The following is a 25,166-nucleotide window of genomic DNA, read 5'->3' on the forward strand; positions in this document are numbered from 1 at the left end:
TTTTCTTTTCTCTAACTTCTCTTCTCTATTTTATATACTCTTTCTTCTTCTATCAATACCAATGCTATTTATAAAGCAGCCCAATTGTCAGTTCGACCGGAGTCGAGAACCACTATTGCATCTCGACTCCGCTCGATGTGACAAAAATTAGTTATGACTATACTGTACTTGTGTTTGGTATTAAATCACTCCCATTTTCTTCATTAGAAAAGTAGCGCTTTTATTTTTACATATTCCGTCACGGAGTTTATAATCAAAATGCAAGTCGTCATTAACTATTTCGACTTCAAAGCATTTGTTGGTTAGAATATCCGGATATTCATTTGTAGTCAGGCAAACTTCGATATCATGTGTTGCAATCGCACCAATGGCTTTATGGGCAATTACTTTCTTAACGACTTCTATAGTTCCGTTTCTTTTATCATCAGAATTAGTTCCTCTCAGAATTTCATCCAATAATACAAAAGCAGCATTTCCTTCTAATTCATCCATAATCTGTTTTAAGCGCTTTATTTCGGCGAAAAAATAAGATTCACTGTCTGACAACGAATCTGACAAGCGCATCGAAACTAACACCGGCAAAGGGTGTACATTGGCTTCATTCGCACAAACCACCGATCCCATACCTGATAAAACCATGTTTATTCCCAAACTACGTAGAAACGTACTTTTTCCTGACATATTCGACCCTGTCAATATCATAAAAGATTGCGGATGAAAAGCTACCTCATTCCCTACTCTAGTTTTAGGATTCAATAAAGGATGACTCAAATCTGAGAAATTGATTTTAAATTCGGTATTTAACGTTGGATAAACAAAATCAGTGTTATTATAAGCAAAATTAGCCAAGCTATTCAACATTTCGAATTCACCAATAACGTCAAGCCAGTCTTCCATTGCCTCAGCATGCTCTTTTTTCCAGTTGAGTAATTTATTTAATACATGAAGATTAAAAAGGAAGGTACCATTGAACAAAGAAGCCGTCAATAGATTTCCAATCGTATCCATATTAGAAAACAACTCTGATAATTTTTGGAGGTGATGACTTGCGTTTTCTGCTTTAAATTTTAGTCTCTGTTGCAAATCCATCAACTTTTGAGAATGAAAGGATTCCTCTTCTATTTTTTTAAGCAATAAACCATATTGACTGATCACCTTATCGATATCTTCCGCATTGGCAATTTCGATTTGGATTCGTTTAAAAAAGGCACCCATAATTACCAAATTCAATATAAACACATAGGATAGATAGGATAGTAAAATTGCCTCATTAGTACTTATATACGAAACAAGAATGCCTAGAAATAGCAAAGGCGTAATATAAGAAAGCACGATTGCCCCTTTAGATACTGGTGCACTCTGAAATTTACTCCATTTCATTAATCCTTCATAACTCGCTTTTGAATCATTGCTTATTATGGCTAAAGCCAAGAAATTCTGACGCCAGTCTAACTTTTCGGAAAGCTCCTTGACAGCTGTCTGGTTTCTAATGATTTCTTCATTTGGGGATAATGTAAGTAGTTGATTGGCTAACTTCTTCTTTCCTATAAAAGTGGCCGTTCTATTTAAGTTTTGGAACAGGGAATGCTCACCAAAAACATCCAAATCATATGCATAGGGATGATGAAAATCATTAAACTCTTGTCCGTTTTCAAATGGAATGTTTTTTTTCGCCAAATAGGATATTTCATTTTCATTGATTCCCACCAGAGCCGAATTTATCTTTTTTTCGAAAAGCAACTTGGAATGAATTCGCATTAAGATGATAAAGGCAGCAAAAAAGAAAACAGCGGAAATTATAAAAATAACTTCGCTGTTTTGTATGTAATAATAAAGAGATCCTAAAAAAAGAACAACAGACGACAGTCTAAGTAAACTGATTTTATTGTATTTTTTATTGATTTTGCTTAATTCCTGCGAATAGCTTTTACTCTTAGTACTGTATGAATCCATATTTCGATTTAATTGAAATACAAATATAGGTGTACCGCAATAAATAAGCTATTAGAATAAGGAACAATATAACAACACTGTAAAGTTAATCTTCCATAGGAATTGCCAAAATGGGAACGTCAAAATTATTGGCAAATTTCTTAGTTAGGCTGGGATGGAATAGGCCTTCAAAAAACGTTCTTTTGTATGTCACCATCGTCAAAACATTAATTTCTTGGTATAAGATAAAATCTAAAATAGTTTCCTTTACTTCGTCGCTATCAATCACAAAAAATTCAATTGGCTCGTTCTCAAAATCCTCTTCCCAATTCTTAATTGTTGATCGATCAACATCCGATTTGCTAGTTTTTACATAAAGACATTTTACAACTGCATTAGCCATTTTTGCTAATTTTATAGTGTTTTTAAGCGCTTTTTTATCCTTAGCTCTAAATCGTGTTGTAAAACCTATGGTTTCTGTTTTTTTGAATTTAGCATCAATAGGAACACATAGCATCGGAACATCAATATCGGCCAAAACATTACCCGTATTCGTACCAGAAAAAAACTCTGACCATCCTGAAGCTCCTTCAGTACCCATAACCACATAATCTATTTTATCATCCTTGATTGATTTGTTGATATTATACAGCAAATTACCATCCATCAGGCGATGCGTCATTCTAATTTTATCCAGATTTCGCTCTTCTGCTATCGCACGAAGTTTCGGAATTTCTTCTTTAAACATTTCAAATTGTGACAATTCTACTGATTCATAGATAATCATATAATTTTCCGGAAAAAACTGATTGTCGAATACTGGCAACTCAAAGGCGTGCAATAAAACTAGTTCGCCTTGTACTATTTTCGCAAATTCTAAAGCATGTACAAATGCATTAGTAGCGGCTTCAGAAAAATCGGTTGGAAATAATATACGTTTCATACTATTATGTTTTTAAGTGGAAGAATATTCAAATTTACACCTAAAGTTACAATTATAATATGATAAATATCAGTCAGTTTGATTTATTTTAACAAATAAACTTCTGCATATTTAAGATTGTTATTTTTTGAAATTTTAAACATATTCAGCTAGGACCTTAGATAATTAGGAGCTATTTTTATACCTACATTATTACCTAGTAGCTACGCTTTTTCTTTAATCGATATGGATGGCTAAAATTGGGATGTGAAATTCTGGATGTGACTTTTTAGTATAGCTAGGTTGAAACAACCCTTTAAAGAAACCTCTTTTATAGATTAACATGGTCAACACATCCACGTTTTTATTGGTAATAAAATCTAAAACTGCTTCATTGATTTCATCACTTTCGACGACAACGAATTCAATAGGTTGTTTTTCAAACTCCACTTTCCATTCTGCAATAGTTTCTTTTGAAACATCAGAATCACTAGTTTTTACATAGAGGCACTTCACATTGGCATTTATAATCTTTGCCAAATTTAAAACTGCATTAATTGCTATCTTATCTTTAGCTCGATAACGGGTCGTAAATCCAATCGTTTTAATGGTTTTATGTTTGGCTTCTAAAGGTATGCATAAAACAGGAACCGCTATCCCAATAATGACATCTCCTGAATTAGAACCAACAAAAACGGCATCCCAATCTGTTACACCGGAGGTTCCCATAACAACGTAGTCAACTTTATCCGTATCAACAACCTTTTTAATATTATCTATTAAATCGCCTTCCATTAACCGATGCGACATCTTTATGTTATCCAAATTACAAGCTTCTGCAATAGCACGAAGTTTTGGAATTTCCTCTTTAAACATATCGAACTCCGTTAACTCAACTGTGTCGTAAACCATCTTAAAATTCTCTGGAAAAAATTGGTCATCAATCGGCAGCAGCGGGTAAGAATGCAATACAATAAGTTCTCCTTGTATTATTTTTGCAAATGCTAAGGCGTGAACGAAAGCATTGGTGGCCACTTTAGAAAAATCGGTTGGAAATAGAATACGTTTCATGTTTTATCAGTTTAAAGTAAATTGTAGCAACGAATACAATTCTAAAGTTACGAAATAAAATTCAGCCACCTACCGCAACAAGCTTAAATCAAGTCATTCAATTTTAATTTTTCCAAAAAAAAATTGCCACGAATGTCACAAATAGTCACGAATTTTAAAACTTAAAAAAGACTAATTCCACGAATTTTGTTCGGGCTGATAATTTATTCGTGCGAATTCGTTCAATTCACGGCTAAAAAAAAATTATTTTTAAAAAATCATATTCAATAAGTTTTTAAAAGCAAATGCCCTGCGCTTAACTTATAATAACAAAAAGGCGCTTCCTTAAATAAATAGATACTTACATAGATTTAGTACCTTTGTCGCTTAGACAATAAAAATATGTTATATAACGATTCGATCGTAGCCTTAGCGACACCTTCTGGAGCTGGAGCTATTGCAGTCATCCGAATTTCAGGCGCTGAAGCAATTACTATTGGTAATAGTGTTTTTAAATCCATTAAAAACAAAGATTTAACCAAGCAAAAAACACATACCCTGCATTTAGGGCATATTATCGACGACCAAAAAACGCTCGACGAAGTATTAGTGTCACTTTTTAAAGGACCCTACTCTTATACAGGCGAAAACACGATTGAAATATCCTGTCATGGTTCTACATATATTCAACAACAGATTATACAACTACTACTGCGTAAAGGCTGTCGCATGGCTGACCCGGGAGAATTCACACTACGTGCTTTCCTAAACGGAAAATTAGATTTATCGCAAGCCGAAGCCGTTGCTGATTTAATATCTTCTGATAATGAAGCATCACACCAAATCGCTATGCAGCAAATGCGTGGTGGTTTCTCTAATGAAATAGCTAAATTACGAGAAGAACTGTTAAATTTTGCTTCGCTCATCGAACTCGAACTCGACTTTGCCGAGGAAGATGTGGAATTTGCAGATCGTACCCAATTCCACGAATTACTGAACAGAATCGAATTTGTTCTAAAACGCCTTATCGATTCCTTTGCAGTGGGGAACGTCATCAAAAACGGAATTCCTGTTGCCATTGTGGGAGAGCCTAATGTAGGGAAATCGACATTGCTGAATGCTTTATTGAACGAAGAACGCGCCATTGTTTCGGAGATTGCCGGAACAACCCGTGACACTATTGAAGACGAACTAGTCATTGGCGGAATAGGATTTCGATTTATCGACACGGCAGGAATTCGCGAGACACAAGATGTTGTGGAAAGCATCGGAATACGCAAAACATTCGAAAAAATAGAACAGTCACAGGTGGTATTGTATCTGTTTGATAGTTTGAAGTTTAAAGTTCAAAGTTCTGAATATATCGTAGAAATCGAGAAAGTAAAGAATCAATTTCCGCTAAAACCATTAGTGGTGGTCATCAATAAAACCGAACTACTGTCGGATGCCGAAGTTGCCGAAATCAAAAATCAACTCCAGCCGTTGAACGTGATTCTCGAAATGATTTCTGCTAAACAAAACATCGGGGTTGATGAATTAAAAAACCAACTGCTGTCTTTTGTCAATACCGGAGCACTAAGAAATAACGAAACGATAGTTACGAATACCAGACATTATGACTCCCTGCTGAAAGCATTGGAGGAAATAACCAAAGTAAAATACGGACTAGAAACGAACCTACCTAGCGACTTAATGGCTATCGATATCAAGGAAGCCTTGTATCATTTTGGTACGATTACGGGTCAGGTAACGAATGATGAATTATTGGGGAATATATTTGCTAATTTTTGTATCGGTAAATAACAATAGTCTCGATTCAGTAGTCTTTAAACTTCATCAAAACTTCAAATAAAAAGAAAACAACCGCAATGTTTTGATCATCTAATTAGCTAACTGTAATTAAAACGAACATTGTTTTTTGGCACTAATTGAGCAAATAATTTAAATCTTAAATTATTTTTAACATAATTTTACTAGGCTATCTTTGGCAAAATTCTATTTTTGTAACTTAACTATAATAAAAAAAACATGAAAGAATTAGTAGCAAAGATTAACGCTGAGTTTGAAGCATTTACTGCAGAAACAGAATCTCTAATTGAAAAAGGGGTAAAAGCTGCTGGAGCAAGAGCACGTAAGTCAACTTTAGAAATGGAAAAAATGCTAAAAGAATTTAGAAAACTTTCTATCGAAGAGTCTAAAAAATAATTGCCTTTTACACAAAAGTCCTTAGTCAATCTAAGGACTTTTGTTTTTTAATTCAATTAAGTCGTATTCAAACGGAATTTACTTAGTGAACAGCTGTATAGTAATAGTCACAAGGCTGCCATTTCAGGCTATTCACTAAAAGTCCGCGGGAATCTCCCTTAAAACATAAACCCAAAACGAGCTTCCTACGGTCGCTGTTTTGGGTTTTGTTTTATACGGTGCTCCTTCCCTTGCGGGCTTTCCGCTGCTATCCTGGGCAGGACGTAAACCTTCGATACGATCTATTGCTCCCCATCAAGAAAATCGCTACTATCAAAATCATCTTCATCAAAGCTATCACTCTCAGTCGGCGGAACTGCTCCTTCTGGATTAAACAAACCCCATTCGTCCCAAATATGATTACTAATGTCAAAACCAGCTACCCAATCTAAAAACAACAACCGAAATTCATCAATTTCTTTTCTAATGAGTTTTACATATTCTAAATCTTTATAGCTCTCATGAAATCGTAAACTTCCCACTTGTACATATAAGTGCATCGCATGATCTCTAATAATTGCTGCGTTCTGCATCCGAATACTATATAAATCACCTCCTTCAGCTCCCGCAATTTTTGCCATAATAATCATAGCATCAGCTCGCATCAAGTCTTTTGTGCCTTGAATATAATCATCGTCTTCTGGTAAAGAGCCCATCAAGCTTTCTACTAATTGGTAAATTAATTCGGCTTTTTGATAGATTGCTAAGTTTTGAGTATTCTCTAATCGAGACATAGTTGGTTGGTTTTATAATTTAATTAAAATTTTAATTTACATTAGAGATCGAAAAATAATAAAATTTCTAACCATAACCACTCTAATTGAATCCATTTTAGAAGAGTGCAAGTATATTCTTTTACGGAGATTAAAAATACTATTTTTTTCGAAAAACACATAAAATAATTGAATCTAGTTCTAGATAAAAATTAACATTAAATTCCGTCCTAAGAACTAAAAAGTCTCTTTAAATATTTTAATTTAGCCTAAAATTTAAGAATACAAAACATAATTTCATGGACGATGAAACCTTTATCTTCTGCCTCGAAGGTGTTCCTGACGTAGATACCACTACAACTACTGAGGTGGTAAAAAACTTAGAAAAATTTGCCCTTGAGCATAATATTGCCAGTATTTACAAAACCTGCGATACCATTGAAGGATTAGAAGAAAGCTTAGGCGCTTTGCTATATGATGATCATAATTTTAAAGATTATGTCATCATTTATTTAGTAATGCCCGGACAAGAAAACAATATTTGCTTACATGATTACTATTATAGCTTAGAGGAAATCGCTGAGTTATTTGAAGGAAAATTAAGAGGGAAAATTGTTCACTTTTCGAATAAAAAAGTTTTAGATTTAACTACAGAGGAAGCGCAATACTTTTTAGATATCACTAATGCTCGTGCCATTTCAGGCTATGGAGAATCGTTGCATACCTTGAGTAGTATTCACTTAGACAAAGCTTTTTTTAGCTTATGTGAAGAACAAGATGACCTTGTTGAAATAGTTGAAGAATTACATCAAAAACACTATGCACTTTGTAAACTCCTCGATTTTAGAATGTATTACTAGAAAACAACATCAAAGTGCATTCACTTTTAACTTTCGATAAAAAAAGTTGACACGAATTTCACAAATTGACACAAATTTTAAAACTTAAAAAAGACTAATTCCACAATTTTTGGTCGCACTAAATGTTTATTATTATTTTAATAAATTAAAAATCAGTTGTTTATATAAAATTTACTAACTTTAGTAGATGAAAAAACATTTCAATATTATTATCGCAGGAGCTGGAGGTATTGCTGAGGCTGTTAGTTTAATTTTAGCCGAATGGAGTGACGTCACACCTACTCTTTATATTGGGGACAGAAGTTTTTTAAAAGCTAAAAAAGTAGCCAAATGGGTTGAGGAAGGCACTACAAAACCTTGTGTCGTTAAAGCGTTTGACCTTAGCGAAACGGGAATTACTGATGAAATGAAAGACATCTTTCAACAAGGAGACATCATTCTCGATTGCCTTCCAGGAAGTGTAGCTCCGAGAATAGCCCAATTTGCAAAAGACTTCAACCTTCACTACGCTAACCTTACTGAATATGTTGCCGAAACGGAAGAAATTATAGCTTTGTCTAAAAATACGGATACTGGTTTTCTATTGCAAACGGGCTTAGCCCCAGGTTATATTGATTTATTGGCCCATGAGTTATTTCAACAATTTCGAAATGACTACAAGGTAAACTCTGTTCACACGCTAGAATTTAAAGTTGGTGCCTTAACAAAACATGCCGTAGCGCCCCACTTTTACGGCTTTACTTGGAGTCCAGTAGGTGTCGCAACCGAATATCTAAAGGATACCATTGTTCTGAGAGATTATGTAAAAACCACGCTACCCTCCTTATCAGAAAGAGCTAACATAATTATTGACGGCATTACTTACGAAGAAGATCTCACCTCTGGAGGTGCCGCCGATCTACCCGATGCTTTGTCCGGAAAAGTGTGCCACCTCGATTATAAAACATTGCGTTATCCCGGTCATTACGCTTGGGTGGACAAACAAATTAAAAAAATAGGCAACACAGAAGCTGCAATTAAAACGCTTCAACAAAAAATGCAAGAGGTTATTCCGCATATTGAGGACGACCAAATTGTATTGTATGCTGCCATCGAAGGCAAAGATATTGAAGGAGTTTTACGCCGTCGCGAAATAGCCAAAACCATATTTCCACAAAAAATAGGGAATCATCAATTAAGAGCCATTCAAACAACTACCGCAGCACCTTTGGCGCAAGCGGCACAATTACTGCTCGAAGGTAAGTACAAAGGTGCTCTTCTACAAAGCCAAATTGACTCCGCAGCATTCCTTAATGGGAATTTTGTTTCTAGAGTATATGGAAAAATTTAATGCCTAATTAGTATGAAACAAACTTTGGTTTTCCATACAAACAAAATGCATTTTTTTGTAATATTACGCTCTATTAAAGCATAGCAAATATTCGCAAATAATGAGAACCTACTACATCAATAATGGGAAGGAAAATGGTGGTCCATTTACCCTGGACGAATTAAAAAACGAACACCTAAATAAAGCTACTTTAGTTTGGCACCAAGGAATGGATGAATGGAAACATGCCCATGAGATAGAAGAACTTAACTCTTTTTTTAAAGTAATTCCTCCACCTTTTAAACAAGTTATTGCTACTCCCGAAATAGAACAACAAAAAACTTCTGCAACCATTTTAGGATTAAAGAAAAGTCACTTTTTTTTAGCAATATCATTTTTAGCCATTTTCATAGCCGTATTTGTTCTCAATGTCATTCAAAATAATAAAAGAAGCGTATTAGACTTGAAAAACAAACAAACAGAATTTAGTAACGAAAAAATTACACTGGAACAGAACGAATTTAATGAGCAGCGCATTCAAGACGAAATTCGAAAAAGAATAGCATTAGAAAATAATAACCTGAGAAGAAGAGATTCAATTAACAGTCGTATTACTGAAATAAAGACCTTGCTTATTGACAATAAAAACCAATTAGAGAAGGCGAAAAGTGATTTAATTGATGCCGAAAAATTTAAATTCTTTCGATCTGAAAATGAAAAAATGGAAGAAATGAGTTTGTTGCAAAATGATCTTCAAAACCTAAAGACTCAAATAAACCAATTAGAAAATGAATCAGACAGATTGTATTTACAACTTGAGACGATTCATTAATAACCCTTTCCTTAAAACCGACACTTAAATAATACTCTTTTAAAAGTATACTGAACGGACTAAATTACAAAAATAGCGCAGATACAGCAGATTTAAGACGATACGGATTTTTTACATCCTAAAATATCAATCTGATGAAATCTGCTTTATCTGTGTGCCATTTCTTAATACTTGGTATAAAAAGATATTATAAAATCAATCACATTTTAACCATCCTGTAATACTCATTCTAGTATTTTGAGTCACTAAAACTTCATGAAGTAATTCATCGCTTTTAAAGAAAACTGTCTTTCCTTGTGTAGGCGCGATTTTCTGATTATTATTTTCTTGGTGAATTAGTAATTCTCCTCCATCAGCCGGTTGCCAATTGTCATTTAAATAACTAATCATCGAATACTTCCGACTAGGGTTATTATGAAATTGATCAAAATGCTCGAGGTAAAAATCCCCTTTTTCATACAAGGAATAATGGAATTCATAGCCCGTAATTCCAGTGTAACAACTCTCATTTAAGTAAGCAATAAAAGCTTCGATTTGTTCAAAAAAAGCATTTTCAAATTCGTTATTGTGTTTTTTATCCAACCAATAAATAGAATCGCTTCTCACGGCGTTATCATAAGTAATCACTTCTGAATTTCCTGTTCCTGCTACAATTAATAAATTTTGTTGGTTTAAGGCGAGTAAATTTTGCTTTAAGCTATTGGCCAAGTCGTTGCTTAAAAAATGTTCAGATATACCTACTTTATTCTCAATATAAGAGGTAATTAAAGCTTCAAAGCTATTTTCCATTGTAGTACATTGACCGAAAGTGATGCCAACGGAGCAAGGTAGCTTAAAAAGAAATAGCAATAGGTTTTTATAAACTAAACTTAATAATCTATACAATATACGTACACAAAAAAAAGGATTCAGAAGTGAATCTGAATCCTTTTTACAATTATATAACTACTATTTTCTAATTACAATTTACTGATATAACTGCCGTACATATCCTTAAACTGATAGCCATCCGTTATTCTGTCTTTGCTCAGTTTTTTATATTCTACCATCGCCCAAAGAATAAATTCTTTCATAAAAAATCGATCTTCTTTTTCTAATTGGGGTTGGTATTTCTTAACCAATATTTCCAGTGGGACTATTGATCCTAGAATTCTTTGATACTGCTCGTCTGTCGCGTCGTCCAATAGTTCAAAACCGCTTTCGGCAAAAAACCACTCGATTAAATCTGTATAGGCCGTTTTTTCATCTGGCTTCTCTAGTTTTTCAATTTTCGGAAAATAGCCTGGAAAAAAAGTATGAATCGCTGACGCAATCAGGTTTTGGGCTACATAAGCCGCTCCCTCCTGCTCTCCTTCATAAACCAGCTCTACCTTTCCGGTAATCGACGGAATAATTCCCATAAAGTCCGACAAACGCAAGGTCGTTTTATCAACTCCGGCTTTAAGCGCGCGACGTTCTGCCGTACTTAATAAGTTTTCATAAGCGGTTATACTCATACGGGCACTTACCCCACTTTTATTGTCAATGTATTCACTTTCTCTAGCTTCAAAACTGATTTGTTCTAGTAAATCTTTGGCCAAAGAAGGAACATGAACCATATCACTCTGAATCACATCTAGATTTGCTTCTTGCTCCGTAATAGTACGGGCAATTTGCACTGTTTCAGGATAGTGCGTCAATATTTGGGATCCAATTCTATCTTTTAACGGAGTCACAATATTCCCACGATTAGTATAATCTTCAGGGTTTGCAGTAAATACAAATTGCATATCGAGTGGCATTCTTAATTTGAATCCTCTAATTTGAATATCACCTTCCTGCAAAATATTAAACAATGCCACTTGAATTCTGGCTTGTAAATCTGGTAATTCATTAATTACAAAAATGCAACGGTTAGCACGCGGAATCATCCCAAAATGAATCACACGATCATCAGCATAAGACAGTTTTAAATTGGCTGCTTTTATAGGGTCAATATCACCTATTAAATCGGCAACGGTTACATCTGGCGTCGCTAATTTTTCAAAGAAGCGATCACTTCTATGCAGCCATGAAATAGCAGTTGCATCTCCGTTTATTGCAATTAAATCTTTGGCGTAGCGCGAAATCGGTTTCAAAGGATCATCATTAATCTCTGAACCGGTCACAAACGGAATATACTCATCCAATAATTCAACCATTTTTCTGGCTAAACGCGTTTTGGCTTGACCACGAAGTCCCAATAAATTGATGTTATGACGCGATAAAATAGCACGTTCCAACTCTGGAATCACCGTATTCTCAAAACCGTGAACACCATCAAACGTTGGTTTTCCTGATTTTATTTTCTCACGAAGATTAGTGCGCAATTCTTCTTTTATACTTTTACTTTGATATCCTGAAGCCTTTAATTCGCCTAATGTATTTATGTTTTCTATTTTCATTTTTTTTAATTTGTTTAACCGCAAACTGCGCTACGTTATACGCAAGTCTCGCTAGGTCTAATTTTGCATAATTTTATTTAAACCATTTAGAAATTAAGATTCATTCAGCTATTTCTTAATTTTCTAAATATCTTAATGGTTTCCTCTTTAAATTTTAACTGGATTACTGAACACTACTTTATTCTCTTCTTACGATTGGTCTCATAATCCTCAAAGATCATTTCGCCAAGTCCTTTTAGTCCAGTGTAAAAAGCTTTCCCTTGATTGGCTTCCGTAAATTTATTGACAAATTGCTGTAAATACGGATCATTTGCGATCATAAACGTTGTGATAGGAATGTGTAGTTTTCTAGCTTGTTGTGCCTGACTGTAGCATTTATCGACAATATATTCGTCCAGACCATTACTGTTCATGTAGTAACTACCATCTTTTTCGCGAACACAGCTCGGCTTACCGTCCGTGATCATAAAAATTTGTTTGTTGGTATTACGCTTTCTTCGCAGTAAATCCATTGCCAGCTGCAATCCCGCAACGGTATTAGTGTGAAAAGGGCCTACTTTCAAGTACGGCAAATCTTTGATTGCAATCGTCCAAGCATCATTTCCAAAAACCAAAATATCCAATGTGTCTTTTGGATAACGCGTTGTAATCAGCTCAGCCAGCGCCATAGCTACTTTTTTGGCAGGCGTGATTCGATCTTCTCCATACAAAATCATACTATGGCTAATGTCAATCATCAACACGGTACTCATCTGGGATTTGTATTGGGTATCTTCAACAACCAAATCATTTTCGGTCAGCATAAAGTCCTCCACTCCGTTATTGATTTGGGCGTTTCGCAAACTCTCGGTCAAAGAAATTCGTTCTAGGCCGTCGCCAAAATGAAACTCCCTAAATTCTCCCGTATGCTCATCCCCATTACCGGAATGTTTTGTTTTGTGATTTCCGTTTCCAGAGCGTTTTAAGTTTCCAAATATCTGGTCTAAAGCTTGCTGCCTGATCGCTCGTTCTGTCTTAGCCGTTATTCCAATACCCGAAGTTCCATCGTCCTTAAGTTCGTCTCTGATGTATCCTTTTTTCTTTAAATCTTCTATAAAATCGTCGATGGTATAGTGTTCATCTGTGAGTTTATATTCCTTGTCAAGTTCCCGCAGCCAGTCAATTGCTTCGTCAAAGTCTCCTGAAGTATGAGTGATTAATTCCTTGAAAATCCCAAAGAGTTTATCAAACGGAGACTGATTTGGCGCCTCATATTGCTTGAAGTAGAAACCTTTTTTATTATCATTTTTCATAGACTTTAAAATTACATTATTTTGAAACAGCGACTCCGCAAACGATTATTAATTTTTAGTTAAAAAAGAGTTTGTGGTTACATTCTATAAAAATTTTTATTGTCAAAAATTCACATAAATATTTCATGCGCCAGCCAAAATTCATAGAATTAGTATTTTATAAGTTTTAAAAATTCTTGGCAGTTCTTGGCAACTATATTTATTTTTTAAAGAAAAGTTCTACGATTCAGTTTGCGCTACAATAAAATAAGTTTAATTTTATCGTTTTAAAAAAATAAAATGGAACCACTAGAACATTGGGGAATCTTTCTATCCAATCAGGTCGATAAAAATGCCTTTATAGAAACTATACTTTCTGGAAATTCCAGCTCAGAACTAAGTAATTTCAATACTAAAGAAGGAATCCTATTTTCAGATATTGCCATAGACAACTATATCAAAAAAGAGTACCAATATGATACTGTTGAAACTTCGTTTGAAACCTCACGGAAATTAAGAACATTTTCATCTGGCGAACGAAAAAAAGTTTTTCTGAACTACTGCATCAACCAAGAACCTGATTTTATTATTGTAGATAACCCGCTAGACCATTTAGACCAAAGTTCGAGAAATGCAATCACTCTTACATTACAGCAATTAGCTCAAAAAACACAGTTAATTCTGCTTGTAAACCGTCAAAGTGATTTATTGCCTTTTCAAGTAAAAAAAGCACATATTAAGGACAATTCATTCGTACTAAACGAAATGAACGCAGCGCATAAAGAGCAAAATTTATTTAAAGCAAATAGCATTCCCGCTCCTATCGAGAACATCGTTTTCGAACAAGAGATTTTAATCGAAATGAAGAATCTTTGCGTAAGCTACCATGAAAAACCAATTTTAAATACTATTAATTGGACGATTAAAAAAGGAGATTTTTGGCACTTATTAGGCCCTAATGGTTCCGGAAAAAGCACCTTGCTCTCCTTAATAACTGGAGACAATACAAAAGGTTACGGACAGGATTTATATCTTTTTGGTGTAAAGAAGGGCAGCGGAGAAAATATCTGGGATATAAAAAAGAATATTGGCTACTTTTCGACTGCTATGACTGATTTATTTCAAAAAAATGACAGTCTCGAACAAATGATTTTATCTGGTTTTTTTGACTCCATTGGCTTGTACACCCAACCCTCAATTTTACAAAAAAATATAGTGTCTCAATGGCTAGAATTGATTCATTTAAGTCCACTTAAAAATAAACCTTTCAAAACACTTTCCATTGGACAACAAAGACTTGCCCTAATTGTGCGTGCCGTGCTAAAACATCCTCCATTATTAATTTTAGATGAAGCCGTAGAAGGCTTAGATGATGAAAATGTAGCTTTGGTGGCACAACTCATTACCCTTTTATCCAAAGAAACAAATATGGCAATTTTATACGTTTCGCATAGAATTGAGCCCAATATCATTCCAGAAACAATATACGAACTAACCCCAAACACAACAGGTTCAACAGGCAAAATTAGAACTTAAATGAAATATTTTTTTGTGGGCGTGACCACAAGGGTCGTGCTTTACGCTCTCAATCTCTTTGTTCTCGTTCTTAGAAACGAGAACAAAGAGGATTTCCGCTGCAATCACTCACGCAATTAAGTGCTAATAATAAAATTGAGACTGATTAGTAAAATTCTCCATCCACATAGAACCAACTCCCATCTTCTAATTTAAAAGTAGAATGTTCGTGATGAATTTGCGCCTGAAGTTCGCTGTCAAGGTAAAATGCTTTGAAGGTAACGGTATATGCAGTAGCCGCTACAACAGCTAATTTAATCCATTTATTGCTTTGAGACCATTCTAGAATGTCCTCTTTCTTATGTTGTTTTCTAGTAGAAAAGTGAGTGGTAGCAACTAAATAATCTGCTTTTTGGGTAGCAAATGCGGAATAGCGCGAGCGCATTAAAGCTTCTGCAGTAGGCGCCTTTTCGATTCCTTTAATGTAGGCTTCGCAACATTGACTAAACTCCTTTAGCGAACCGCAATAACATTTTAATGTTGTCATCTGTAAGTTATAGTTGCCCGTTTAGAGCAATTATCTTTTGCTGTAATTGATTTAATAACACTTGGTATTTACTGATTTCAATCAAATCCTCGTCCTCATCTGAAAAATCAAGAAAATCGTCCAGCTGCTCACTTACTTCCACTAATCTATTATTCGCTTCTTTTGCGTTTTTCGCAGCAATCAAATCAATTATTCCTTGAACATTTGCTTTTAATTCGATGAATTTTTCGTTTTCCATTATTTCTTTAATTATATTATATCGTATCTGAATTTTTAGCGTCGTGGAATTTTTTCGTAATTTGTTTTAATTTTTCCTTGCGAAGAATTTCTGCGTTTTTAACCCTATCCTGCGCTTTATGCAACTTATCGTTGTGTTTTTTGATATTCTTTTCGTTATTTCTACTCATAATAATTTGTTTTTCAATCCGTTTCTATACTACCAGTTCTTAACGAACAAGGTCTATAATGAATCACTAAAAAAAATAACAGGGGTATTTATCTTAAATGGAAGATTCTTGTACTACAGAATTCTTCGGCAAAGTTCGGCATTTTAATTGAAACTGATAGTACGCTCAAGTAACTAAACATAATCTTTATACCAATGGTTTGATCAAAAAACAAAACTTGACTCCTGATTAATAGACATCAAGCAATTGAAAGTTAATAATTTAATAACATTAGTTATTGGTTTATAAAAAGTAAAAGAGATATTTTAGTTACTAATTTTGTTTGTTTAATATTTAAAACGATATCCAAACACGAAAATCACTCATTATAATAGTATAATTAAGTATCTATAAATTTACGGTTTTCAGTAATTTCTTATATATTTATAAAATCTTTGTAATTTAAATTGTAAAATATTAAAAGTTCCCAAAATCTATCAAATAGCATAAATGAAATCTGAAAATAATAGATTAAAATTTTACAGTTTATTTTTAACAAAGCCCAGAGCAACAGGCTTCTTTACGTTCCTGTTATTGAGTATTATTGTTGGTTTTATTGGCTTTCAGCAATTTAAAATAGTTAAAGACGATGAACATCGTGCAATGAGGAGTAAGCTTCAAGTTATTAATCAAAACATTGAACAGTCACTTAAAAACTCTTACACCTCCACACTAACACTAGCCCTTACCATAAATGATCAGGGAGTTCCTGAAAATTTTGACAGTATTGGAAAGAAATTAGTAGCTTCAAATCAAACCATCTCTGCAGTACAATTAGTACCTAATGGAGTAATTCGATTTACCTATCCCGCAAAAGGCAACGAAGCCGCAATGGGTTTAAACATTTTAAAGTCAGCATATCTTAGAGAAGAAGCGTTAAAATCAATTCAAAGTCAGAAAATGTACTTTGCTGGACCCATTAATCTAAAGCAAGGTGGCGTTGGAATTGTCGGGCGTCTTCCTGTATTCCAAAACGATAAATTTTGGGGTTTTTCAGCAGTTATCATTAAATTAGAAGACTTATTAAAGTCTTCGGGGGCATATAACATAGACCGTTCTAAATATTACTTTCAGTTTTCAAAGGTAGATCCTACTACTCAAAAAGAGGTCTTTTACCTACCCAAAGAGAACGAATTTTCAAAAAACTATAGCGTATCAATTGGTATTCCTGACGGTGATTGGGAAATACATCTTACCGCTAAACATCAAAACTATTTATATAGCCAAATTGTAGTACCGGCTATTTTCGGCTTGCTTTTAGCAGCTTTATTTGCCTTTCTAGTAACCATGATGCTAAAAAAACCGGCAGAATTACAACTTTTAGTCGAAAAACAGGCAGCAAACCTTATTAAAAGCGAAATAAAATTCAAATCTATCTTTGACCAAGCTGCTGTGGGCATCGTATATGTGGATTCTCTTAGCGGTTATTTTCTCGAAATCAATGAACAATATTCTAAATTACTAGGATATTCAGCTCAAGAATTACAGAAAAAAACTTTTCAATCTGTAACGTATCCTGACGACTTAAACGAAGACTTGTCTAATTTAGAAAAACTGAAGCAAGGAACGATCAGAGAGTATGCAATGGAAAAACGATATATAACCAAATCCGGAAAGATTATTTGGACTAATATTACCGTTTCTCCACTTTGGAATATCGATGAAAAACCATCCAAACACATTGCAATTGTTGAAGATATTTCATTAAAAAAAGAAGCAGAACAGTTAATTAAAAAAACTGAAAATCATTTTAAAAGTCTGTTTGAAGACTCCCCCTTACCGTTAAGGGAAGAAGATTTCTCTAAGGTAAAATCTTATCTTAAAGAACTTAATTTAATGAACCTGAAAAAGGAGACTGTAGAACATTACCTCCTTAGTAATCCAAAAGAAACCAATAAACTACACTCCTTAATCAAACTAGTAAATGTAAATAAAGCTTGTCTAAAATTATATAAAGTAAACTCGAAAGAAGAATTACTAAAGGTCAAATCTGAATTGTTCAATCGTAGCTCTTATGAAGGTTTCACAAAACAACTTATCGCCATCACTCAAAACCATGAAAAAGTGGTTTTAGATACAATTATCAAAAATTCAAAAGAAGAATTACGCTTCATTAATTTAAGATGGAATGTAATAAGAGGATATGAAACATCATTAGACCGAATTATTGTTTCTAATGAAGATATAACAGAACGAAAAACGGCGGAGAAAATCATTATTGATTCACAAACAAGAACGGAGTCTCTAATCAATACGATTGATGGAATTGTCTGGGAATGCGATATTGAAAACTTTTCTTTTTCTTTTATCAGTAAAAAAGTAGAAAACATACTGGGCTATACAGATGAAGAATGGTTAGCAAGTCCTACCTTTTGGGCTGACCATATTTATCACGAGGATCAGGAATCAGTAATCAATTATTGCGTTTTAAAAACGAGCCAGAATTTAAACCATGATTTTGAGTATCGAATGATTGCCAAAAACGGTTCAGTTATTTGGCTGAGGGACATCGTGACTATCGTTTTTAAAAATGACAAGCCCTCCGGTTTGCGCGGAATTATGATTGATATTACCAAAAATAAAGAAGCCGAAAAAGATTTGAAAAATTCTTTTAACCTCGTCACAGAACAAAATAAAAGGTTATTGAATTTCTCTTATATCGTATCTCATAATTTAAGATCGCATACCAGCAATATTTCATCAATTATGTCCTTAATTGAAACTTCTGAATCTGAAGAAGAAAAAAACGAAATGTTACTATTGTTAAAATCGGTATCTAATTCTTTAAACGAAACGATGTTGCATCTTAATGAGGTTATAAACATTAGAAATAACATCGGCTTAGTATCGGAGTCTTTAAACTTAAAAAACTATTTAGAGGCAACACAAAATGTTCTTTCTGAACAAATAATTGCCAAACAAGTAACAATTATGACAAACGTTCCAAGCGATGTAATGGTGAATTACAACCCCGCTTATTTAGAGAGTATATTACATAACATAATATCTAACTCCATTCGCTATAGTCATCCAGATAGAGAACCTCTTATTGGTATTAAATGGTTAATTGAAGACGAAATGAACGTGCTCCAAATTTCGGACAACGGAATTGGAATTGACCTTGTGAAAAATGCCGACAAAATTTTTGGGATGTATAAAACATTCAGTAATAACCCAGAGTCAAAAGGAATTGGATTATTTATTACAAAAAACCAAATCGATGCCATGAACGGGAATATTACAGTAGAAAGTAAACTAAACATTGGTACCATATTTAAAATCTACATCCGATGACAAAAAAGAAAATATGGGTGATTGACGATGATGCCATTTACCAAATTATCGTCACTAAAATTATTCAAAAAACAAATTTATTCTCAGTTACTTCTTCTTTTTATGACGGTAAGGATGGAATAGAAGCTTTGATTCATGCAATAGAAAACAAGGAGCCACTTCCAGACATCATCTTATTAGATATCAATATGCCGGTTATGGACGGATGGGAATTTATGGAAGAAATGGAAAAACTAAAACCTTTAATAAATCAACACATCGCTGTATATATTTCCAGTTCATCTATTGCCATTGAAGACAAAAACAAATCAAAAACCTATGCTTCAATTTTAGGCTATTTATCTAAACCTATTACTAAGAACGATATCGAATTGATTGCTTCTAATGATTAAAAGGCCATATAACAATTAAGTTCTAGCATTAATTAGACAAACTCTCTCTTAATTTCCTCTAGAGTTTTAGTAGTGAATATCAATTCGTCTATAATTTCTTTACGCAAAACATCTAAGTCATCATATTCATAATACTTAGCCCAAGACGTTAAATTAAGTAGATTTCTAATTTGCTTGATTTTCTTAGTCGTCTCAAAACTTGTGCGAAGTATTGCTTTTCCATCATATTCCGGATTATTTTTATGCTGGTAATTAACAGTATTCTTGCCATAATTCATTTCTAAATAATACAATTCCTCAACTGCATTATCAGGATAAAATTGAGGCCAAGGCGCAAAACCTAATTTGGTTTTTGAGTCAGACTCAGGTTCCATAGATTCCAATCGCCATTTACTGTTGGCTAATCTTCCCCAATGGTTTGACAACCGATACATCCCTAATTTAGTATAATAATAACTACTCCCCGACTTACTTGCATATTGCACCGTTAGTGCTTTAAGGCTGCTTAATGGTAGCTCTTGAAAAACACAAAAAGTGTTCTTGAAAGATTTGGGACTGGGGCGAAATATTTTTTGCATTGCACAAAGGTAATCAGAAAGTCTAAAATGCGATAGTGGGAACTAAATATTTGCTTAACTTTGCAAATTAGAATTTTATAAATTAAATTGATTATGACGAAGTCTTCACAAGAAAAAATGTTACAAAAAGGGGTTTATACCGGGATAATGGAAAAAGATGAAAACAACAATTTCTTTTGTGGTGAATATCTTTTAGATTATAAAATGGCTATTTCTAACCATACTCTAGGCGATTATATTACAATTAAGTCGATTATTGAAAACCCTAGTGATATCAGCCACAATAAGTACCCTAAGAAGTCTAAAAACTTTGATAAAGCAAACAATAAACCGCAACAATAACATTTATTTGTGTCTCTTTAATTGAGAAATAAGAACTGTTAAGTGCTCTTTTTTTGGAATATTTTTTAGTCTCAAACTAAAAATTAAAAAAAAAGTGTACTTTTGCAAAAAATTTGTCGGTTCTGAAACCAAATTATATTGATTTTATACTAAAAGACAAGTAGTTACCATATTTATGAAAAAAATAGTTGAATACCGCAAACTGCTAAATGTAGAAAAAACTGCAGAGCTAAAAGAGTTAAAAACAATCTACCGTAATTCTATGAAGGAATGTCATCCTGATAAATTTCAAGGTGATGAGGCAGGATTAAAAGCAGCAGAAGAAAAAAGTAAACAAGTAATTGAGGCTTACCACTTCCTAGTAAGTATCAATCCTGAAACTACAAAGCTGAACTTACCTGAATATACTGAAACAATTACAACCGCAACAATTACAGATTATAAATTTGTTGAAGGTAGATTGATTATCAATTTTTCAAACGGTAGTGTTTATGAGTACATTAGTGTACCTAAAGCAACTTACGTGAAAATGGTAAATGCATCTTCTCCAGGAAGATTTGCAAAAAGACATATTCTTACTTCTTTTACTTGGAGAAAAACGTTGAACCAAGACTAGACTTATTCTATAATAGAAATACTAAAGCACCCTTAACGGGTGCTTTTTTTATGCATTGTTATTTTTTCCCTTAGAACTTATTGAGTCTAAAAATAAAAACATATCATATAATGTAGTATAATTCACTTGTTTTTAGTACTTTCCACATCCCTAAATCAATAAATACTATTATACAAATGACTAATTACTACGACCGGTACAAATTACAGCACAAAAAGGCTGAAGAAACCCTAGCTATTTTAAAAACAACAAAAGCGAAAATTGAATTTAAACTGGAAACTGATTCTATTAGCGCTGTCTTGCACAAAGAACTAAGAACGGTAAATCTGGAAATCAAGATTACTTTAAATGAATTAGAACAAGCTGAGTATGATATTCAACAATGTGAATCACAACTTAAGTTAACCTAAAAAACACCTTTATTATCGACCTGGAAAGCAAAAAATGTCGCTCTTTTTTAAATTAAGACATGATTTTTCATTGCGTCAGTTGTTTTACAGCAAACCCAGTTTACCTATATTAAGGGACTCAATACTATTTTAACATATTGATAAACTAATGATTACCGACTAAGTCAGAATCGCATTCGCCTATGCATATACTAACAATATGATTCGGTGAAACAATGTACTAGTTTCGTCTTCTCCTATAAGTACAGCCCTTTTATTAGATAATTTAACTACTATTCGCCGTATTTCATCATTTTGAATACTAAAAAAATAACAAAAATTTAGGTTATAAAATTAATTATACTTTAATAAATTTAAATACTTTTGCACACTTAACTTAATTAACTAATTAATAATGAAAAAAATAATTTTATTACTTTCTGTTGCTGTTGTTTTATTTTCTTGCAACAAAGTTGGAAAAGATGAATTCCTTATCACTGGTACTGCAACTGGTATTGAAAATGGTAAAACTATAATCTTAGAAACTCAAGATCCTACCACTGGTGCTATTACAGCTTTAGATACTGTAAAAGTAGAAAACGGTAAATTCGAAATTAAAGGAAAAGTTACTGAACCTTCTTTTCATACTATTCAGTTAGAATCAGTAGCTGGAAAAGAACCGTATACAAAAATTCCTTTTATTTTAGAAAATGGAGAAATCACTATCGCTATCGATAAAGACAGTATTCAAAAATCTAAAGTTTCAGGTACTTACAGTAATGATGAGTATGTTAAATTCAATGAGGAAATTAAAGTAGTTCAAAAGAAACTAATGGATTTCCAAACTCAAAACATGCAAGCAATGAATACAGCGCAACAAGCAAAAGATACAGCTGTAATCAATAAATTGATGAAGGGTTACACAGAAATTCAAGCAGAAGTTGGCGCTGCCACCAAAACAAAATATACAACATACGCTGAATCACATCCTAAATCATATATCAGCGTTTTAATTGTACAAGGAATGGTTAACGATCCTAGTGCTGATATTAAAAAAACAGAAACGATTTTTAATAGCTTAGAAGAGCCTTTAAAAAAGACTAAAGCAGGTATCGCTGTAAAAGCTAAACTTACTGAAGTTAATTCTCCTGCTGTTGGTGCTACTGCTGCTCCAATGGGAGACGCTAAATGAACTTCTAATTTTTCTGCTCCAAACCCTGAAGGGAAAGTCATTTCTCTAAAAGAAAGTTTAGGAAAAGTTACAATTGTAGATTTCTGGGCATCATGGTGTGGTCCATGTCGACAAGAAAATCCAAATGTGGTTGCGATCTATAAAGAGTTACACTCAAAAGGTCTTAATATCATAGGTGTTTCGTTAGACAAAGATGCAGCTAAATGGAAAGAAGCTATCGCAAAAGATAAGTTAAGCTGGAATCAGGTTTCTAATTTAAAATTTTGGGATGAACCAATTGCAGCTCAATATGGAGTTGAAGCAATTCCTGCAACTTTTATCCTTGATGCTTCCGGTAAGATTGTAGCAAGAGATTTAAGAGGCGCTGAACTTAGAGCAAAAATCCTTGAACTTTTAGCTAAATAATCGATTTTCAAGTACAAAATAAAAAAATCTCCCTAGTGGAGATTTTTTTATTTTATTCAATACCAATGTGTTAAAAATAATCTTGAAATTAAGTGCAAATTTTGTTTGTAGAAACGAAAAGTGTTCCTATATTTGCCACCGCTAACAACAACAAGTGTTGTTATCAAAGGCCTCGGGGAGATACTCAAGCGGCCAACGAGGGCAGACTGTAAATCTGCTGACTACGTCTTCGTAGGTTCGAATCCTACTCTCCCCACTAAAAGGGATTAAGATAGAAAAATGAAAGCTTTTCAATCTTTTCAAAAGTCCTCAAAAACAGTGTTAAGCCTGCAAATCGAACGATTTGCAGGCTTTTTTCATTTTCTGCACTTTGTCAAAATTTATAATAACGCTCAAAGTTTCTATGGCAGAATCGTGGCACATTTGTATTTTTTAAAATGTGCCACAGAATACCATTTAAACCCATATAAATACAGGGGTTAACGTGCTTAACAACTTGATTTTTTGAAGTTATAATTCTACATTTATTAACCTTAAAAGTTGAATTATGTTAGAAAGCAGTTTTGGGCTGGTTTTCTTTTTGAAAATCCCCCGCAATGAAAGTAAAATTAGAGTCGTTTACCTTAGAATTACCGTTGATGGAATACCTAAAGAAACATCTACAAAACGTAAGTGGGATAGCTCACGTTGGGATCAAAAACTAGAAAGAGCAATCGGTTCCAAGGAAGATGCAAAATCTATTAACTTTTTCTTGGATTCTCTTATTCTTAAAATCAATCAATATAAGACTGAGAATATGTATAACGGCAAACTTATAACTGCTCAGAAAGTTATGGATTACATTTTGGGAAAAAATGCTGCAAGAGCGAAAGTTGTTGAAGAATTCCAAAAACATAACGATGAAATGACGGCTCTACTAGGTAAAGGATATGCAAAAGGAACTCTTGATCGTTTCACTATCACTATTAATCATTTAAGAACTTTTATACGACTTAAATTTAATGCAGAAGATCTTGAATTTTCTGATTTGAATCTCGCATTTATAAAAGACTTTGAATTTTACTTACGGTCTGTCCGCAATTGCAGTAATAATACAACCCTTAAATATATCGCTAACTTTAAAAAGATAGTTATACGTGCGATTGACAATGAAGTCATCTTAAAAGATCCATTTAAGAACTTTAAAGGTAAAAAATCAAAAATTATAAAAAAACCCCTTTCTACTCAGGAATTATATGAGTTAGAACGGCATTATTTCAGCACTGAGCGACTTAATGTGGTGAGAGACGTGTTCGTCTTTCAATGCTACACAGGCTTAGCTTATATTGATGTATATCAATTAAAAAAGACTGATATTAAAGTGGGTATAGACAAACAAGCATGGATCATGTCTGAAAGACAAAAAACAGGCTCTTCAACTAATGTCCCTCTCCTACCTCAAGCGCTTAAAATAATCGAAAAATATAAGGAACATCCTCTTTGTTTGCAACGTGGCACTGTTTTGCCTGTTGCTTCAAATCAAAAAATGAACGAATACCTAAAGGAGATTGCGTTACTTTGTGCTTTTCCGTTTACTCTCAATACTCATATGGCTCGCAGGACCTTTGGAAGCACCGTTACCTTACAAAATAACGTCCCAATCAATGTTGTGAAGGAAATGCTTGGACACTCCTCTGTTAAGCAAACAGAAGCGTATGCGATTACGGAACAAGTTACAGTTGGACGGGAAATGGCATTACTTAATAAGCGGATAAATAAAACTGACCATGTAATGTGTGAGTCAGATCTAGCCATCCTCACCAGATTAGAGAAGGAAATAAAAAAGATCAAGCAAAAATATAACCTATCTTGAAATCGCACCAAATACTGTATATTAACTAGTACTTAACTTATA

The 25,166-nt window shown here is 33.6% G+C and carries 24 protein-coding genes, 1 tRNA gene and 1 pseudogene; 15 read left to right on the forward strand and 11 right to left on the reverse strand.

Annotation, left to right across the window (positions count from 1 at the left end; translation table 11 throughout):
- Positions 1-180: 180 nt before the first annotated feature.
- From BLV35_RS17795 to BLV35_RS17805, 3 genes are all read right to left on the reverse strand, one after another.
- Positions 181-1,953, reverse strand: coding sequence for a MutS-related protein (locus tag BLV35_RS17795; protein WP_091093414.1), 1,773 nt, complete (start codon positions 1,951-1,953; stop codon positions 181-183).
- Between the two features lie 85 nt (positions 1,954-2,038).
- On the reverse strand, positions 2,039-2,875 hold the full coding sequence (locus BLV35_RS17800) for a universal stress protein (RefSeq protein WP_091093417.1): 837 nt from the start codon (positions 2,873-2,875) through the stop codon (positions 2,039-2,041).
- A gap of 216 nt (positions 2,876-3,091) precedes the next feature.
- Positions 3,092-3,925, reverse strand: a complete 834-nt coding sequence (locus tag BLV35_RS17805) for a universal stress protein (RefSeq protein ID WP_091093419.1) — start codon at positions 3,923-3,925, stop codon at positions 3,092-3,094.
- A 381-nt stretch (positions 3,926-4,306) separates the two neighbouring features.
- Here BLV35_RS17805 and mnmE point away from each other — a divergent pair, with 381 nt between their 5' ends.
- On the forward strand, positions 4,307-5,707 hold the full coding sequence (mnmE, locus tag BLV35_RS17810; RefSeq protein ID WP_091093421.1) for a tRNA uridine-5-carboxymethylaminomethyl(34) synthesis GTPase MnmE: 1,401 nt from the start codon (positions 4,307-4,309) through the stop codon (positions 5,705-5,707).
- Between the two features lie 225 nt (positions 5,708-5,932).
- The gene (locus tag BLV35_RS17815) at positions 5,933-6,109 is read left to right on the forward strand and encodes a histone H1 (RefSeq protein WP_074723847.1); all 177 of its coding nucleotides are present in this window, start codon (positions 5,933-5,935) and stop codon (positions 6,107-6,109) included.
- 281 nt (positions 6,110-6,390) lie between these two features.
- On the opposite strand, the gene BLV35_RS17820 is transcribed toward BLV35_RS17815, so the two are convergent.
- Complete coding sequence (locus tag BLV35_RS17820) at positions 6,391-6,882, reverse strand: hypothetical protein (protein ID WP_091093424.1); 492 nt, start codon at positions 6,880-6,882, stop codon at positions 6,391-6,393.
- A 278-nt stretch (positions 6,883-7,160) separates the two neighbouring features.
- On the opposite strand from BLV35_RS17820, the gene BLV35_RS17825 reads away from it, so the two are divergent.
- The 3 genes from BLV35_RS17825 (at position 7,161) to BLV35_RS17835 (ending at position 9,862) form a co-directional block, all read left to right on the forward strand.
- Positions 7,161-7,721 carry a DUF6642 family protein gene (locus tag BLV35_RS17825; RefSeq protein WP_091093427.1) on the forward strand — a complete coding sequence of 187 codons (561 nt, stop codon included), beginning with the start codon at positions 7,161-7,163 and terminating at the stop codon, positions 7,719-7,721.
- A 187-nt stretch (positions 7,722-7,908) separates the two neighbouring features.
- Positions 7,909-9,051, forward strand: a complete 1,143-nt coding sequence (locus BLV35_RS17830) for a saccharopine dehydrogenase family protein (protein ID WP_091093430.1) — start codon at positions 7,909-7,911, stop codon at positions 9,049-9,051.
- A gap of 100 nt (positions 9,052-9,151) precedes the next feature.
- Positions 9,152-9,862 (forward strand): DUF4339 domain-containing protein, encoded by a 711-nt coding sequence (locus tag BLV35_RS17835; RefSeq protein ID WP_091093432.1) that lies wholly within the window; start codon positions 9,152-9,154, stop codon positions 9,860-9,862.
- Positions 9,863-10,057: 195 nt separating this feature from the next.
- On the opposite strand, the gene BLV35_RS17840 is transcribed toward BLV35_RS17835, so the two are convergent.
- From BLV35_RS17840 to BLV35_RS17850, 3 genes are all read right to left on the reverse strand, one after another.
- A complete protein-coding gene (locus tag BLV35_RS17840; RefSeq protein ID WP_091093435.1) occupies positions 10,058-10,651 on the reverse strand; it encodes a 2OG-Fe(II) oxygenase in 594 nt (197 codons plus the stop codon).
- A gap of 170 nt (positions 10,652-10,821) precedes the next feature.
- Positions 10,822-12,285, reverse strand: coding sequence for an AAA family ATPase (locus BLV35_RS17845; protein ID WP_091093438.1), 1,464 nt, complete (start codon positions 12,283-12,285; stop codon positions 10,822-10,824).
- Positions 12,286-12,458: 173 nt separating this feature from the next.
- Positions 12,459-13,577 (reverse strand): vWA domain-containing protein, encoded by a 1,119-nt coding sequence (locus BLV35_RS17850; RefSeq protein WP_091093442.1) that lies wholly within the window; start codon positions 13,575-13,577, stop codon positions 12,459-12,461.
- Between the two features lie 279 nt (positions 13,578-13,856).
- On the opposite strand from BLV35_RS17850, the gene BLV35_RS17855 reads away from it, so the two are divergent.
- Positions 13,857-15,092, forward strand: coding sequence for an ATP-binding cassette domain-containing protein (locus BLV35_RS17855; protein ID WP_091093444.1), 1,236 nt, complete (start codon positions 13,857-13,859; stop codon positions 15,090-15,092).
- A 145-nt stretch (positions 15,093-15,237) separates the two neighbouring features.
- Here BLV35_RS17855 and BLV35_RS17860 read toward each other — a convergent pair whose 3' ends face one another.
- The 3 genes from BLV35_RS17860 to BLV35_RS19345 are packed head-to-tail and all read right to left on the reverse strand — an operon-like array spanning position 15,238 to position 16,025.
- Positions 15,238-15,618 carry a YchJ family protein gene (locus tag BLV35_RS17860; protein ID WP_091093446.1) on the reverse strand — a complete coding sequence of 127 codons (381 nt, stop codon included), beginning with the start codon at positions 15,616-15,618 and terminating at the stop codon, positions 15,238-15,240.
- 7 nt (positions 15,619-15,625) lie between these two features.
- Positions 15,626-15,856 carry a hypothetical protein gene (locus BLV35_RS17865; RefSeq protein ID WP_091093448.1) on the reverse strand — a complete coding sequence of 77 codons (231 nt, stop codon included), beginning with the start codon at positions 15,854-15,856 and terminating at the stop codon, positions 15,626-15,628.
- A gap of 16 nt (positions 15,857-15,872) precedes the next feature.
- Positions 15,873-16,025: a hypothetical protein gene (locus tag BLV35_RS19345; protein ID WP_091093450.1), complete on the reverse strand. Its 153-nt coding sequence runs from the start codon at positions 16,023-16,025 to the stop codon at positions 15,873-15,875.
- Positions 16,026-16,514: 489 nt separating this feature from the next.
- On the opposite strand from BLV35_RS19345, the gene BLV35_RS17875 reads away from it, so the two are divergent.
- Both BLV35_RS17875 and BLV35_RS17880 read left to right on the forward strand, forming a co-directional pair.
- A complete protein-coding gene (locus BLV35_RS17875; protein ID WP_091093452.1) occupies positions 16,515-19,358 on the forward strand; it encodes a PAS domain S-box protein in 2,844 nt (947 codons plus the stop codon).
- The gene (locus BLV35_RS17880; protein ID WP_091093455.1) at positions 19,355-19,750 is read left to right on the forward strand and encodes a response regulator; all 396 of its coding nucleotides are present in this window, start codon (positions 19,355-19,357) and stop codon (positions 19,748-19,750) included. The genes BLV35_RS17875 and BLV35_RS17880 overlap by 4 nt, the downstream gene beginning before the upstream one ends.
- A 32-nt stretch (positions 19,751-19,782) precedes the next feature.
- Here BLV35_RS17880 and BLV35_RS17885 read toward each other — a convergent pair whose 3' ends face one another.
- The gene (locus BLV35_RS17885) at positions 19,783-20,328 is read right to left on the reverse strand and encodes a hypothetical protein (protein WP_091093458.1); all 546 of its coding nucleotides are present in this window, start codon (positions 20,326-20,328) and stop codon (positions 19,783-19,785) included.
- Between the two features lie 93 nt (positions 20,329-20,421).
- On the opposite strand from BLV35_RS17885, the gene BLV35_RS17890 reads away from it, so the two are divergent.
- The 7 genes and pseudogenes from BLV35_RS17890 (at position 20,422) to BLV35_RS17920 (ending at position 25,124) form a co-directional block, all read left to right on the forward strand.
- Complete coding sequence (locus BLV35_RS17890; RefSeq protein WP_091093461.1) at positions 20,422-20,670, forward strand: hypothetical protein; 249 nt, start codon at positions 20,422-20,424, stop codon at positions 20,668-20,670.
- 175 nt (positions 20,671-20,845) lie between these two features.
- The gene (locus BLV35_RS17895; protein ID WP_091093463.1) at positions 20,846-21,286 is read left to right on the forward strand and encodes a KTSC domain-containing protein; all 441 of its coding nucleotides are present in this window, start codon (positions 20,846-20,848) and stop codon (positions 21,284-21,286) included.
- Positions 21,287-21,462: 176 nt separating this feature from the next.
- Positions 21,463-21,696, forward strand: a complete 234-nt coding sequence (locus BLV35_RS17900) for a hypothetical protein (RefSeq protein ID WP_091093465.1) — start codon at positions 21,463-21,465, stop codon at positions 21,694-21,696.
- A gap of 394 nt (positions 21,697-22,090) precedes the next feature.
- A complete protein-coding gene (locus BLV35_RS17905; protein ID WP_091093468.1) occupies positions 22,091-22,867 on the forward strand; it encodes a DUF4369 domain-containing protein in 777 nt (258 codons plus the stop codon).
- A gap of 18 nt (positions 22,868-22,885) precedes the next feature.
- A pseudogene (locus BLV35_RS17910) lies at positions 22,886-23,272 on the forward strand (TlpA family protein disulfide reductase); the annotation flags it as partial.
- A gap of 174 nt (positions 23,273-23,446) precedes the next feature.
- Positions 23,447-23,528: transfer RNA gene (locus BLV35_RS17915), tRNA-Tyr, on the forward strand.
- Between the two features lie 291 nt (positions 23,529-23,819).
- On the forward strand, positions 23,820-25,124 hold the full coding sequence (locus BLV35_RS17920) for a site-specific integrase (protein WP_091093474.1): 1,305 nt from the start codon (positions 23,820-23,822) through the stop codon (positions 25,122-25,124).
- The last annotated feature ends 42 nt before the right edge of the window (positions 25,125-25,166 follow it).

The organism is Flavobacterium gillisiae (genome assembly GCF_900107635.1).
GTDB lineage: Bacteria > Bacteroidota > Bacteroidia > Flavobacteriales > Flavobacteriaceae > Flavobacterium > Flavobacterium gillisiae.